A 12,337-nucleotide genomic window follows, 5' to 3' on the forward strand; every position below is an offset into this window, starting at 1 on the left:
CGAAGTATGAAGGGCGGAGAGGTGAAATGAAGAGAAGGCGGATAATTGTCGGCATCAGCGGGGCTTCGGGATTTCAGTATGGAATGAAGGCACTGGAAATATTGCGCGATATCGATATCGACGTGCACCTGATTATCAGTAAAGGTGCCGAAGTGACACGTAGTCTCGAAACCGATATCGGGCGGCAGGATGTGATCCGGCTGGCCGATGACGTGCATTCCATTAATAATCTTGGGGCGTCGGTATCCAGTGGTTCTTTTAAAACCATCGGGATGATTATCGCGCCGTGTTCGATGAACACTCTGGGGTCTGTTGCTCACGGACTCACCAGTAACTTACTGACACGCGCCGCAGATGTCGTATTAAAAGAGCGGCGCAGGTTAGTATTAATGGTCAGAGAAACGCCGTTGAATCTGTCGCATCTGAAAAATATGCAGGCGGTGACGGAAATGGGCGGGATTATTTTCCCGCCGGTTCCCGCCCTGTACCATAAACCTGAAAGCGTGGATGATATTATTCACCACAGCGTGGCACGTGCTCTGGATTTATTTGACCTGGATGTTGGCAATATTAAGCGCTGGGGCGAAGACCGATAAACAGCACAGAGCGAAATACCTCAAATTTGTGGAGTTAACATGTTAATTGGACCTATTGTTAACAGCGGTGCCATTATTCTTGGCGGCCTGTTAGGGGGCTTTCTTGGCGTAAAAATGCCAGAGCGCTTGCGAACCTCGCTGCCCCAGACCTTCGGTTTGTGCTCGATGGCGCTTGGCGTCGTACTGCTGGTGAAAATGCACAGCATGCCGGTAGTGATTTTATCGGTGATCCTCGGTGCGGCTATCGGAGAACTGTTTTATCTCGAACGCTATATTGCCCGTCTTGGGAATATGGCACGCGGTATCGCTTCGAAATTTGCGCCGGATACCGGCATGGACCATAACGTTTTTACCGAGAAATTCGTGGCGATTATTGTGCTGTTTTGCGCCAGTGGCACCGGGATTATCGGGGCGATGACCGAAGGCATGACGCATGATCCGAACATCCTGTTCGTAAAAGCCATCATGGATTTATTCACAGCTGCGATTTTTGCTACGGTGCTGGGTTATGCCGTTGCACTGATTTTTATTCCGCAGTGGATTGTGCAGTTTCTTATCGCCTCGGCAGCGGTGTCTATTTTGCCGCTGACCAATGCTGAAATGATGGGTGATTTCACCGCAGCAGGCGGTTTTATTATGCTGGCGGCCGGTTTTCGCATCAGCGGAATTAAATCTATCGCAGTAGGAAATTTATTACCGGCGTTAATTCTGGTCATGCCCATTTCCCACTACTGGAGCCTGTTTATCCACTGACGGATGTCCGCACAAGCCACTTCCCCGTGAAGTGGCTTTTTGTATACTGGGCGTCACGCGGCCAGACTGACAGGAAGGGAAAGAAAGATGGATCTCAAAAGAATGCGCTATTTCTGTACCATCGCTGAGCAGGGCTCGATCAGCAAAGCGGCGAAAGTGCTGAATATCGCACAGCCTCCGCTCGGAAAACGCCTGCATGAGCTGGAAGAAGAAATCGGTTCGCCGCTGTTTATCCGCACCAGCAAACAAATGGTACTCACTGAAGCCGGACGCTTTCTGTATCGCAAAACCAGCGACATCCTCAATCAGGTTAACAGCGTCACCAGACAAGCCATCGATATCGCCTCGCAAAAAAAACGCCCGGTGCGTATCGGCGTTTCTTACCTTTATCTGCGCTATTTCAACACCGTTTTTCTTGAGCTGTACCGCAAAAACCCGGACTGGGATCCGAACATTTTAGTGTCCGAATCGACCAGTCTGGAAGAGCTGGTGATGAACAAAACGCTGGATATGGCGATGATCCAGACGCCCGCCGACGTGCGTTCTTTCTACGTGCGTGAATTCGAGCCGATAAAACTGGTCGCGGTGGTGTCCGGCGAACTGGCGAGCACGCTGCCGGAACGCACGCTTTCTTTTGCTGATCTCTCCGGTTTCCCGCTGGTGATGCTGCACCGCATGGGCGGCGAGGGGACGTATGAAGTGCTGCTCAACCGACTGTATGAAGAAGTGAAAGACGTGAATGTGATCATGAAAGTGTCCGAACCCCGGATGGTGATCGAGATGTTCCGCGACGGTCTGGTCGGTGCGGCGCTGATGCCGGGATCTGAAGTGGGTGAGAGCCGTCACTTCCGCAGCTTTGAAATCGAACAGAAGGGGAAACTTTTCCGTCCGGCCATTATTACCCTGCACACTGAAAAAGATTCTTTTTTGCCCGAGGCGTAGATTTTGTAAAGTCAGGAAAGAGTGAACTATAATCCCCACTCTTCATGCTGACTGGACGACCAGAGACTCAGCCATACAGATGCAGGGACGACCTTGCGTGTTTTAAGGACATTTTATGGCCTGGGTTTATCTGCTTTTCGCCGGTATTTTCGAAGTGGTCTGGTCGACCGCGATGAAAGAATCTCACGGTTTCACCCGTCTCATTCCCAGTATGCTTACGGTCTTCTTCATGATACTCAGCGTCGTTTTGCTGGCGATTTCCATGAAAACGCTGCCCCTCGGCACGTCTTACACCGTCTGGGTAGGCATCGGCGCCATCGGCGCTTTCATTCTCGGTGTTGTGATGTTTGGCGAAAGCCTTAATCCGCTGCGGGTCATCGCCGTCCTGCTGATTTTTTCAGGCGTAATTTTGCTGAAAGTAGCGACGAAAGGATAGAAGCGGCAACGCGGAACATGACAAAGCCGCTCTGTAAAAGGAGCGGCTTTTTTTTACATCTTACTCACTGCGCTCAAAGAGAGTCCTGAATATCTGCTGAGAAACCGGCACCAGCCCGACTTTCAGGCCAAATGGTCTAAACAGTTTGTTGATGATGTCAGGCGTGTAATTTCCCTTATCATTTTCCACTTCTGATAGCGTCTTACGTGACACTGTCACTAATTTCCCAAAGGCGTCTTGTTTTAACCCCAGCACCGTAATCCTCAGTGCTTTTAGTGCTTGTCCCTGCGTGATTTCACCCAAAAGTAACGCCCGCATGATGTCGAGCCGGGCTTGATTTCGGTCATTGGTGCTGACGGGTTTCGTCAGGTTCGACACTCTTCGCTGGGCTTGTTTTTTTCCCGTGGAAGATGTTTCTTCCTGAGCCAGCATTTGTCCGGCGTCACGCCGCACATGATTCGCCTCATTTTGTTTAGCCCGTATTTTATCAATGGTATTTCTCGCAGAGTTTGCGGCAATCTCTGGTTCTTTCATAACAACCCCCAGCGGCGTAACTTTTCAGGAATAAAACTGAAACTTATCGCGGGCATGTTCAAAATTTGCTGCGGTATGCCACGGGCTTCCAGCCGCTCTTTCAGTCCCGACAGTTGATGTGACGTGTTTTTAAGTGCCGAAAGTAATGTTTCTGCCGGGACAAGATCATCGAGTGATTGTGCAATGCCGGGATAATCGTATTCACCGCCGATTTCCAGCGGAGCCTTCCATTTCGTCGTTCTGGCAATACCTTCCGGATCGGCTTTCATCGGCGCAAAATCGTAGATTGGTGCAAGCCGGATGCTGCGTTCATCTTTCAGGAAAGAGGTGTTACGCCCATGATTATCGCTGTTACCAAAAATAATATTGAGCAGATCTCGTTGTACCCATTCAGTCACAAACCCCGGGATATCAAAATCAAAACCTTGTTCTGTCACCATATGACTGTGTGAAATCTTATCGATCAGTGCACGGAGGGTTTCTTCATGATACAGCGTCACACCGGGCGCTTTGCGCAGGAGTGAATAGACTGATTCCATTCCGAAACGTCTGATAAGTCCTTCCTCTTCAAAAGAAATATCAAAACGCGGAAGCCAGAGTGACGGATAAGTCAGCCCTTCTTCCAGCCGCATGTTTTGCGTCGGGATCGTGTCAAACCCCATGGCTTCAAGCTCATGGTAGAAATAGAATTCTGCCCGAAGAATATTGCAGTCTACCTCTGTTCTTGCGCCACGGGGATATTTGACCAAATAGGGAATGTCCCGGTTGGCAGTGTCATTCTGGTAGGTATCAATCCAGATTTGCTGTTCCTGACTACAACGCAGCAACAGCTTTGGTGCTTCGCCCCCGGCGCCTGTCGCGCCACCGGCAGCCGCACCGCGTTGTTGTGCGTAGTCCAGAAAGTCACCCGCCCGGTTTTTAACATCTTCTATAGTGAAGAAAAGTTTTTCAGCCAGCGGATTATATTCCGGTAATGATTCTTTTATGCGCAGATTGCCAACAGGGGACAAGGTGCCATGTTTGAGCAAAATGAAATTTTGCTGATCGGCTGTCAGTCCTTCGAGATCGAGATAGTTTGCCCAATAGCGGCGACTTGAACCGCTGGGAATAATATCATCAAGAAACTTCAGCCAACCCCGCTCATCGTCACCATCAAAAAACAAAGAGACGGGGTGATTCAACGATGCGGCATGGTTATCGTCACGATCAAGGTTATCAATAGCGTAATCCGAATGATAATTCAGTTCGGTCAGACGATAGTTATTCTGCTCACTGCCGGGAAAAGTGATGTTAGCAATATCAACCCAGGTATTATTGAGGAAAGCTTGTAACGTTAAAAATTCCATATGGGCTCCCATTAGTGTATGAGTGGTATATTACTCATTATCCAATGAGAGTCCATTTAATGTTACCTAAATAACTCATTAAAGGTTTTTTAAAGCAATAATGAGTGATATCCCACTCATTATGTTTTTTACCCCAATGACAAAGCCGCTCTGTAAAAGGAGCGGCTTTTGTTTTTATCTCAGGACTTCAGCAAATCATTTGTACAACACGGCAGTGCCGTGAAGACGGTTCTGACCACCGGCTTCGATGATTTTATAAGAGGTTGCACCGGCGGCAGCAGCTTTGGCTGCGAAGGTGGATTCCAGGCCCTCTAATGTATTGCCAGAAGCAGATACAGTGCCGATTTCAGCGGCGAAGCTACCGAAAGAAACCGTGGCGAGTGCAGCAGCAACAACGAAAGTTTTGATAGATTTCATGATGTCATTCCTTCTCAATGTTTGTTTGGGGAAGGCCATGTGCCTTCGATGAGAAGAAGAATAACGCCGTGGGATTAGAATGAATAGCGAAGTGATTTGCTGATATTGGTTAAAATTTCTGAATAACATGTCAGGGGGCGAAATACCCCGTTTCCGGGGCATTTAATTCAGAACCGTTCTCCCTCCAGCGTCGAATCACACAGCGCAAACACTTTGCCCCAGCCATCGCCTGAGGCCAGCAGTTGCTGGATGTGCAGGGCGGCATCGCTCCTGCGCACGCGGCCGTGAGCTTCGGTTTGGATCAGGTGCGCTTTGCCGGTCGCCTCACCGTTCATCAGGCCACCGGGACGAAGGATACATCCTTCGAGCGAGCTGGTTTGCAGCCAGCTTTCCGCCAGTGATTTCTCACGAACCGCCTGGCCGAACGCCTGTTTTGCCCGTGCGGATAACGTTGGCCAACTGTCGCCGCAACCGATAGACGTCACCAGCAACATCTGGCGGATGCCGGCTTGTTCTGCGGTATCAATGATCAGCCGGTTGGCAGTGTAATCGGCAAGTTTGCCACCCAGCGTTGACACGATTTGCGCGTCCGGACCGGCCATCTGGCAGGCCTGCAATACATCTGCGGAATTGAGTGCATCGCCTTCAATGACGGTCACGCCCTGTTCACGCAATACTGCGGCTTGTTCAGGGTTGCGGATCAGTGCCACTACCGGGCGATCCTGCGCCGTGAGCTTAACCAGTTCTGCGCCGACACCGCTGCCTGCGCCAAAAATCAGCAAAGTATTCAAGGTTGTTTCTCTCTCTCAGCCAGCATGGCGGGAAGGGCACGAAAAGCATTCAGCTGATCGGCAAGAAGCTGGTGATGGCTGTCGCGCCCGACGAAAACCTTGAGCATGGCATAACCGCAAGCGTTTAAAAACCAGACACTTGCTGTGCTCATTCCCATAAATGGCCGTTCAACCAGGGCAATATGCTGGCAGTGTGTGGCACGGATATGGCCGCTCATTCCGTGTTTACCGCGCAAATTAAAGTAGCCGTGACGATGCGTGCCGGTCGGCAATTCGCCGTGGAATTCGAGGATCAGATCCTCGTTATTCACCAGCGTTGTGACCTCACCCCATGCCGTGATGTTGTCCCAGACCGCATCAAAATGCGTGCCTGCAAACAGATAACTTCCCGGCAGATTGCGGATCACCTCCAGCGGCGTGATGGCATATTCCCGGGCGATATCTTCGACAGTGCCGTCGGGTTGCGTGGCTAAAAAGTCGATCAGGGACTGAAGGTTATCCGTGTGCATGTGCGTCATTCCGTAAGGTCAGTTGAGGGATCAGTGTTTGTAAGGCCTGCAACATATTGCTGGCCCAGAACCGCCCGGCAGGCGTGAGATTAAAACGCGGGCCTTCGCTGTGCATCAGGCCGCACTGTTGCCATTGTTGCAACAGGGGTTCAAGCGGGAAGGGGTCTTCAACAATACGGCTGAGATCATAACGGCCCGCTTCGATGCCGCCCTGCAAATCCAGCCGCCAGCGGTGCTCGCGGGTGGTTGACGCTGTCATCATCATGATAGGTTTCAACCCGGCGTCCAGTTGCTGGTAATATGCTTCCAGACTGCGCGCCGTCATATACGACTGACCCTCCAGATTGCCGCCCGCCCCGCTGCCAAAGGCCAGACAATCCGCGCCTTTTTTGATCAGCAAATTGTAGAGATTGCGCTCGCGGGTGTTGCGCGCCCAGTGACTGTTACTGATCTGATGCCAGGCATCACGCGCCAGAAACGCCTCGCCTTCGAGATAAAAATCGCGGCGCATGCTGACATCCGGCAGTGTAGTGCGTTTATTCCCGACCGCTTTGCCCAGCGGCGTGGAAGGCAGCAGGTTCAGCGCATAAAGATCAACGCCATCCAGCGGCAGGTCGCGGATAATCTGCAAATCTTCCCGCCAGCTCTCAGGCGTCTGCTCCGGCAATCCGAACATCAGGTCGCAGACCACGGCAGCCCGGTCACGTTCGCCGAGTTTACGCAGGAAACTGATGGCTTCGTCACGGTCCGCGCGGCGCCCCATTCGCTGGCGGATGCGCGTGTCAAAGGTCTGAATACCGATGGAAAAGCGGTTCGCACCGGCATCCAGACAGGCATCAATCCGTTCATCATCAAAGTTAAGAATACGTCCTTCGACGGTGATTTCGCAGTCCGGCGCCAGGGGTAAACTGCGGCGCAGCGTGGTGATAATCCGGTGCAGTTGTTTCGCGCTGAGCGCGGTCGGCGTGCCGCCACCAAAGTACACGGCGTGGACAGGGGCGGACTGATGCAGCGGCGAACCGGCTTCCTGCTCAATTTCGCGGATCAGATAATCGCAGTATTGTTCTGTGGCTTGCGCTTCCAGCTTGTTCTGGTAGAACCCGCAGAATGTACAGTGCGTGGCACAAAAAGGGATATGCAGATAGACCAGGCGCTTATTGGCCGCAAGTGTGCGCATGCAGAGCGCCTGCCACTGTGCAGGGACATCCTGCGGGGCGACGGGCTGCTGAGGCCGCCATGGCATCACTGCCCGCCGGTCGGGAAATGGCAGTCCCTGATCAGCGGCATAAAAACGCGAGAGGTCTAAGCTCATAGGGTTCTTCTTCTCCTGAAGAATCAATCATTCCCGAGCATTAAACGATAATGATTATCATTCGATCAAACCTAACCCGCGTTTTAGATGATCTGTATCAAGTTAAAAAGGATTACTGATCCAGTTCTGACTTACATTGATGCAACACGGCATCCATATCCCGATACGCCCAGTCCTGAACGTTATGTGTACTTACTGAGCGGCCAATAGACCCCACAGTGGCTTTATCAATCCAGTAGATACCCGCTGTTTCTCCATTTTTACTTACGGTCATTTCTTTCATTATATTGGCTGCATCATTTTCGGGTGTTCCGGTTTGATAGCCTTTTTGATTCAGGTTCTGACGTAAACAATAAGCAATGTCCCAGGGATGATTATTAATATAATCCACTGAAAAATTCTTTTCACCCGCACATGCTGATATCAGAAATATCAGCGTGAGTAATATTGGTTTCCTGAGCATAGTTATTCTCATCTCATTTTTCATTAGAGCTATTCCGGTTATTGATTCTCTCTTTTACCGGGCATGATGATATTGCTGCGCATATACCTCTGCGGACGCCCGATAATGAATATTATCGCGTTCCGGTACGAGCGCCAACAATTTAAAATTAGAAAATATGCGCATGGATTCTGCGTAATGTACGCATAAAAAATTCTTTATCAGGATGTTAAAATATTAACATCATCCTTATTTTTCAGCATCCCGTTGTCAAAGCGTTGTATTTAAGGACAGTATTAACGCATAACATGAGCCATCAGAATACGCTTATGCGAAAGTGGATGGTTAGAAAATAATGATATATTTATTAGCCTGATAGCGTGTTTTTCGGATGTTTAGCGTTAAAATTCAACAGGAGTTATGATGAAAAAAGTATTAAGCGTAGTGGCTGTTATGGGCATCATGTTTGCTGTCAGTGCCTGTTCCAGTGACTATGTCATTTCAACCAATGACGGGCATATGATTACAACACATGGCAAGCCGGTGAAAGACAAAGATACCGGTCTGATCTCTTATAAAGATACTGATGGCAGTGTTCACCAGGTTCATCAGGGTGACGTAAAAGAGATTGTCGAAAAATAAGTGCGCTGGCACAGGAACCGCCATTAATATCATTAATGGCGTCATCTGCAGGGTAAAAATATATATTTCTTTCTCAGAAAGTTATAGCCGATTGCCAGCCCGAAAAACATAAATCTCTCTTATGGTCTGGTTCAAGGGGAAATAGAGCACGTTTGCTGACATCGCTGATGCTGCTCGACGAGCCGACCACCTATCTTGATATCAGCCATCAGGTTGAGCTGATGAACCTGCTGCGCAGTCAGAATCAGCAGGGGAAAACGCGGGTGGCGGTGCTGCACGATTTGAATCAGGCCAGCCGCTATTGTGATTATCTGGTGATGATGGCGGCGGGCAAAATTATCGCGCAGGGCACGCCGGAAGAGGTGATGACACCCGAATTGCTGGCGCAGGTTTTTGATATCGATGTGCAAATCTACCCTGAACCGGCGTCGGGCAGGCCGATGTGTATTGTGCGGTGAAATGGGGTGTTATAGATTGTGGAGCGAGCGTCATGCTTTTTTGTCATTCAAACTTGTAAAATCTCGTGTTAAGTTAAATTTAAGGATGATGCTTCATGACCTTGCATGGAGAATTTGTCGTTAATGATGCGTGTTTTTTACCACTGAAGAGGTTCGGCGCAGGTACTTTCACCCTTCAGCATCGCAGTGATTTTATGGCTATTCGTCAGGCCTTGATGTCTACCCGGCAGACAGAATTACCCAATGGTTTAATGAGTTATGGAATGATAGAGGTGATCCTGAATGGGCAGGCGTCGTGTGACAACGGGATTTAGAATATTAATTGCAGTGGGCATTTACGTTCTGGTTTTTCTTATTCTGCGGCCTTCATCCCCGGTGACTAAAGAACAATATATCTTCTGGAATGACACAGCCGCGTTATTTGGAGAACCAGACGTTGAAGGCTTTATCGGATTGACGCTATTTATTATTTGTCCTGTTATCACAGTTCTTTTGTATCAGGTGATCGTCAGGCTTTTACACTGGCATCTGAACAAACCCGATAAATGATGAATCCGTGGACATCATCAATGCGGCGAGATTAAACCCGCCGCGCATTTTCAAGATTTCTCCTTCTTTCTACTCCCATGCTCTGCCGCGTAAAAATATGGTTTTTCGTTGCCATTGTTTTCTCTCAGGTTGTGTTTATCAGCTACACTTTTGACACCCCTACAGCGCCAATCAAAAGAGCGCAAGATAACGAGAAAACATCATGATCATTTCTGCATCAACGGACTACCGCGCCGCGGCAAAAAGTAAACTGCCGCCATTCCTGTTTCATTACATCGACGGCGGCGCTTACAACGAGCATACACTCAGACGTAATACCGCCGATCTGGCCGACATCGCCTTGCGTCAGCGCATCCTCAAAAACATGTCCGATCTCAGTCTTGAGACACAACTGTTTGGCGAAAAACTGGCGATGCCCGTCGTGCTGGCACCGGTCGGTCTGACCGGTATGTACGCGCGACGCGGCGAAGTGCAGGCTGCACGCGCGGCGGCGAAAAAAGGCATTCCTTTCACGCTTTCCACCGTCTCTGTCTGTCCGATTGAAGAGGTTGCACCGGCCATCGACCGGCCGATGTGGTTCCAGCTTTATGTGTTGAAAGACCGGGGTTTCATGCGCAATGCGCTGGAACGCGCGCAGGCGGCGGGGGTTAAAACACTGGTGTTTACCGTGGATATGCCGACGCCCGGCGCACGTTATCGCGATGCGCATTCCGGCATGAGCGGTCCAAACGCCGCTGCACGCCGCATGTTGCAGGCGGTCATGCATCCGCAATGGGCCTGGGATGTGGGGCTGAATGGCAAACCGCATGATCTGGGTAATGTTTCCGCTTATCGCGGCAAACCCACCACGCTGGAGGATTATATCGGCTGGCTGGGCGCAAACTTCGACCCGTCGATTTCATGGAAAGATCTGGAATGGATCCGTGAGTTCTGGAAAGGCCCGATGATTATCAAAGGGATTCTGGATCCGGAAGATGCAAAAGACGCGGTGAAATTTGGTGCTGATGGCATTGTGGTCTCCAACCACGGCGGCCGTCAGCTTGACGGTGTGTTGTCCACCGCCCACGCACTGCCGGCTATTGCAGACGCGGTGAAAGGTGACATCACCATTCTCGCCGATTCCGGCATTCGCACCGGTCTGGACGTGGTCCGCATGATTGCGCTCGGTGCAGACAGCGTGCTGCTGGGCAGGGCGTTTGTGTATGCGCTGGCGGCGGCGGGCGAGGCCGGGGTCATTAATCTGCTGAACCTGATCGAAAAAGAAATGCGGGTAGCGATGACATTGACCGGGGCGAAATCCATTGCTGATATCAGTGGCGATTCGCTGGTTTACGGACGGAATCAGGTGCATCGCGCGACCTTGTAAAATGCAGAGGGCGCAACTTCCGTTTGAAGCCACGCCCTGTTTCATTACCCCACGCAATAGCCGTTTCTGCCCGCATGTTTGGCGTCATACAGCGCACCGTCGGCACGTTTGAGTAATTCCAGCGAAGTCATGCCCGGCGACCATTGCATAATGCCCTGGCTGACCGTCACCGTGTCTGCCACCTGTGATAAGGCGTGCGGGATAGCCGCCTGCGTTACGCTTTGCCTGATGCGTTCCGCGACGACCTCCGCATCGTCGGCGGTGGCGCTGTGTAGCAGGATCACAAACTCCTCACCGCCATAACGGGCCACCAGATCGGCCGGTTGTCTTACGACCTGTTTGAAACACTCCGCGATGCCCACCAGACAAGTATCTCCGGCCTGATGGCCGTAATGGTCGTTGTATTTTTTGAAATAATCCACGTCAATCATGATCAGGGAAAAGGTGCCGCCCTGACGTTCCGTTTGCGCAATCAGTTGTTCAAGCTGATTATCGAGCTGGCGGCGGTTCGCTACGCCCGTCAGCGGATCATAATGCGCCAGATTATCCAGCTTACTGACCAGCAACTGGTTGTCGCATTCCCGCCTGACAGAAAGGACAAACCAGCGGCTGAGCATAATACGCGCGCTTTCAAACAGGGCGCTGACGACAATCATCGCAGCGATTTCCAGAATCGGAATATCCGCTTTCAGCAGTACCAGATGAAAAAATAATGAAAACCACAGCGGTAATGTGAAGCTGTAAAGGATCGGCATGGTCGGGTACAGCGCAATCAGCGCCGTAAAAATCAGCATACAGAACAGCGGGAAGACCAGTTGTTGCTGCGTGTCACTGGCCAGCATGAAATGGAACACCACGGCCCAGAATAAACCGACCAGAAACGCCAGTATCATCGCGGGCGTACGTGAGCGTATGAAGCGCAGCACGGGCAAAAGAATGATAAAAAATACCAGGAAAATCAGGGCTAAATTATCCAGCACCGGACCGGAAACCGCCACGTCGGCGTTCGGATCCAGTAATACCCTGAACTGATGACGTCCGAATAAAAAAAGCACAAAACCAAGATTGGCGAGCAGCAACCAGATAGCGCTGATGCGCAGTGAGGCTTTTTTATAGTGATCCAGCAGGGCGTTAAACGCTGTGTCTTGCAGCGTGTGAGTGGTTTTTTGCATGGTTTTCCTTAACGTCGTCTTCGTGAATAGTGTAGACGAAGAAGAGTTTTTACTCCTCCCCCTGCGGAGGCC

16 protein-coding genes and 1 pseudogene are annotated in these 12,337 nt (G+C 50.7%); 9 read left to right on the forward strand and 8 right to left on the reverse strand.

Going from position 1 to position 12,337, the window contains the following annotated elements:
• Window positions 1–26 precede the first annotated feature (26 nt).
• The 4 genes from AC1DUO_RS08105 to AC1DUO_RS08120 all read left to right on the forward strand — a co-directional run bounded on the left by AC1DUO_RS08105 (window position 27) and on the right by AC1DUO_RS08120 (window position 2,727).
• Entirely contained in the window at window positions 27–596 is a 570-nt protein-coding gene (locus tag AC1DUO_RS08105; RefSeq protein WP_121019887.1) for a UbiX family flavin prenyltransferase, read from the forward strand.
• Between the two features lie 39 nt (window positions 597–635).
• On the forward strand, window positions 636–1,349 hold the full coding sequence (locus tag AC1DUO_RS08110) for a DUF554 domain-containing protein (protein WP_112151437.1): 714 nt from the start codon (window positions 636–638) through the stop codon (window positions 1,347–1,349).
• 87 nt (window positions 1,350–1,436) lie between these two features.
• On the forward strand, window positions 1,437–2,291 hold the full coding sequence (locus tag AC1DUO_RS08115) for a LysR family transcriptional regulator (RefSeq protein ID WP_014416647.1): 855 nt from the start codon (window positions 1,437–1,439) through the stop codon (window positions 2,289–2,291).
• A 115-nt stretch (window positions 2,292–2,406) separates the two neighbouring features.
• The gene (locus AC1DUO_RS08120; RefSeq protein ID WP_013578105.1) at window positions 2,407–2,727 is read left to right on the forward strand and encodes a DMT family transporter; all 321 of its coding nucleotides are present in this window, start codon (window positions 2,407–2,409) and stop codon (window positions 2,725–2,727) included.
• Window positions 2,728–2,787: 60 nt separating this feature from the next.
• Here AC1DUO_RS08120 and AC1DUO_RS08125 read toward each other — a convergent pair whose 3' ends face one another.
• The 7 genes from AC1DUO_RS08125 to AC1DUO_RS08155 all read right to left on the reverse strand — a co-directional run bounded on the left by AC1DUO_RS08125 (window position 2,788) and on the right by AC1DUO_RS08155 (window position 8,123).
• Window positions 2,788–3,261: a helix-turn-helix transcriptional regulator gene (locus tag AC1DUO_RS08125; protein WP_013578106.1), complete on the reverse strand. Its 474-nt coding sequence runs from the start codon at window positions 3,259–3,261 to the stop codon at window positions 2,788–2,790.
• The gene (locus AC1DUO_RS08130) at window positions 3,258–4,607 is read right to left on the reverse strand and encodes a type II toxin-antitoxin system HipA family toxin (RefSeq protein WP_119262329.1); all 1,350 of its coding nucleotides are present in this window, start codon (window positions 4,605–4,607) and stop codon (window positions 3,258–3,260) included. Before AC1DUO_RS08130 ends, AC1DUO_RS08125 begins: the two co-directional genes overlap by 4 nt.
• Window positions 4,608–4,802: 195 nt before the next feature.
• Window positions 4,803–5,024: a YdgH/BhsA/McbA-like domain containing protein gene (locus AC1DUO_RS08135; protein WP_014416648.1), complete on the reverse strand. Its 222-nt coding sequence runs from the start codon at window positions 5,022–5,024 to the stop codon at window positions 4,803–4,805.
• Window positions 5,025–5,191: 167 nt separating this feature from the next.
• Complete coding sequence (locus AC1DUO_RS08140) at window positions 5,192–5,815, reverse strand: NAD(P)H-binding protein (RefSeq protein ID WP_112151436.1); 624 nt, start codon at window positions 5,813–5,815, stop codon at window positions 5,192–5,194.
• Window positions 5,812–6,324 carry a heme utilization cystosolic carrier protein HutX gene (hutX, locus tag AC1DUO_RS08145; protein WP_014416650.1) on the reverse strand — a complete coding sequence of 171 codons (513 nt, stop codon included), beginning with the start codon at window positions 6,322–6,324 and terminating at the stop codon, window positions 5,812–5,814. Before hutX ends, AC1DUO_RS08140 begins: the two co-directional genes overlap by 4 nt.
• Window positions 6,311–7,636, reverse strand: a complete 1,326-nt coding sequence (gene hutW, locus AC1DUO_RS08150; RefSeq protein WP_014416651.1) for a heme anaerobic degradation radical SAM methyltransferase ChuW/HutW — start codon at window positions 7,634–7,636, stop codon at window positions 6,311–6,313. The genes hutX and hutW overlap by 14 nt, the downstream gene beginning before the upstream one ends.
• A 112-nt stretch (window positions 7,637–7,748) precedes the next feature.
• Complete coding sequence (locus AC1DUO_RS08155; RefSeq protein WP_013578111.1) at window positions 7,749–8,123, reverse strand: hypothetical protein; 375 nt, start codon at window positions 8,121–8,123, stop codon at window positions 7,749–7,751.
• Between the two features lie 378 nt (window positions 8,124–8,501).
• Here AC1DUO_RS08155 and AC1DUO_RS08160 point away from each other — a divergent pair, with 378 nt between their 5' ends.
• From AC1DUO_RS08160 to lldD, 5 genes and pseudogenes are all read left to right on the forward strand, one after another.
• Entirely contained in the window at window positions 8,502–8,720 is a 219-nt protein-coding gene (locus AC1DUO_RS08160) for a YgdI/YgdR family lipoprotein (RefSeq protein WP_013578112.1), read from the forward strand.
• Between the two features lie 125 nt (window positions 8,721–8,845).
• Window positions 8,846–9,178: pseudogene (locus AC1DUO_RS08165) on the forward strand (ATP-binding cassette domain-containing protein); the annotation flags it as partial.
• A 95-nt stretch (window positions 9,179–9,273) separates the two neighbouring features.
• Window positions 9,274–9,492 (forward strand): hypothetical protein, encoded by a 219-nt coding sequence (locus AC1DUO_RS08170; RefSeq protein ID WP_014416654.1) that lies wholly within the window; start codon window positions 9,274–9,276, stop codon window positions 9,490–9,492.
• The gene (locus AC1DUO_RS08175) at window positions 9,461–9,727 is read left to right on the forward strand and encodes a hypothetical protein (RefSeq protein WP_112151433.1); all 267 of its coding nucleotides are present in this window, start codon (window positions 9,461–9,463) and stop codon (window positions 9,725–9,727) included. The genes AC1DUO_RS08170 and AC1DUO_RS08175 overlap by 32 nt, the downstream gene beginning before the upstream one ends.
• Before the next feature lie 202 nt (window positions 9,728–9,929).
• Window positions 9,930–11,093 carry an FMN-dependent L-lactate dehydrogenase LldD gene (lldD, locus tag AC1DUO_RS08180; protein ID WP_013578113.1) on the forward strand — a complete coding sequence of 388 codons (1,164 nt, stop codon included), beginning with the start codon at window positions 9,930–9,932 and terminating at the stop codon, window positions 11,091–11,093.
• A 44-nt stretch (window positions 11,094–11,137) separates the two neighbouring features.
• Here lldD and AC1DUO_RS08185 read toward each other — a convergent pair whose 3' ends face one another.
• Window positions 11,138–12,265 carry a GGDEF domain-containing protein gene (locus tag AC1DUO_RS08185; RefSeq protein ID WP_119262327.1) on the reverse strand — a complete coding sequence of 376 codons (1,128 nt, stop codon included), beginning with the start codon at window positions 12,263–12,265 and terminating at the stop codon, window positions 11,138–11,140.
• Window positions 12,266–12,337: the final 72 nt, after the last annotated feature.

The sequence above is a fragment of the Rahnella sp. P4_A8 genome (genome assembly GCF_056402435.1).

What these genes read in the sequence shown, in the direction of transcription:
- hutW (WP_014416651.1), bottom strand. Translation starts at nt 7,636, where the DNA reads ATGAGCTTAGACCTCTCGCGTTTTTATGCCGCTGATCAGGGACTGCCA.
- hutX (WP_014416650.1), bottom strand. Translation starts at nt 6,324, where the DNA reads ATGCACACGGATAACCTTCAGTCCCTGATCGACTTTTTAGCCACGCAA.
- AC1DUO_RS08135 (WP_014416648.1), bottom strand. Translation starts at nt 5,024, where the DNA reads ATGAAATCTATCAAAACTTTCGTTGTTGCTGCTGCACTCGCCACGGTT.
- AC1DUO_RS08115 (WP_014416647.1), top strand. Translation starts at nt 1,437, where the DNA reads ATGGATCTCAAAAGAATGCGCTATTTCTGTACCATCGCTGAGCAGGGC.
- AC1DUO_RS08175 (WP_112151433.1), top strand. Translation starts at nt 9,461, where the DNA reads ATGGGCAGGCGTCGTGTGACAACGGGATTTAGAATATTAATTGCAGTG.
- AC1DUO_RS08110 (WP_112151437.1), top strand. Translation starts at nt 636, where the DNA reads ATGTTAATTGGACCTATTGTTAACAGCGGTGCCATTATTCTTGGCGGC.
- AC1DUO_RS08125 (WP_013578106.1), bottom strand. Translation starts at nt 3,261, where the DNA reads ATGAAAGAACCAGAGATTGCCGCAAACTCTGCGAGAAATACCATTGAT.
- AC1DUO_RS08105 (WP_121019887.1), top strand. Translation starts at nt 27, where the DNA reads ATGAAGAGAAGGCGGATAATTGTCGGCATCAGCGGGGCTTCGGGATTT.
- AC1DUO_RS08185 (WP_119262327.1), bottom strand. Translation starts at nt 12,265, where the DNA reads ATGCAAAAAACCACTCACACGCTGCAAGACACAGCGTTTAACGCCCTG.
- AC1DUO_RS08155 (WP_013578111.1), bottom strand. Translation starts at nt 8,123, where the DNA reads ATGAAAAATGAGATGAGAATAACTATGCTCAGGAAACCAATATTACTC.
- AC1DUO_RS08170 (WP_014416654.1), top strand. Translation starts at nt 9,274, where the DNA reads ATGACCTTGCATGGAGAATTTGTCGTTAATGATGCGTGTTTTTTACCA.
- lldD (WP_013578113.1), top strand. Translation starts at nt 9,930, where the DNA reads ATGATCATTTCTGCATCAACGGACTACCGCGCCGCGGCAAAAAGTAAA.
- AC1DUO_RS08120 (WP_013578105.1), top strand. Translation starts at nt 2,407, where the DNA reads ATGGCCTGGGTTTATCTGCTTTTCGCCGGTATTTTCGAAGTGGTCTGG.
- AC1DUO_RS08130 (WP_119262329.1), bottom strand. Translation starts at nt 4,607, where the DNA reads ATGGAATTTTTAACGTTACAAGCTTTCCTCAATAATACCTGGGTTGAT.
- AC1DUO_RS08160 (WP_013578112.1), top strand. Translation starts at nt 8,502, where the DNA reads ATGAAAAAAGTATTAAGCGTAGTGGCTGTTATGGGCATCATGTTTGCT.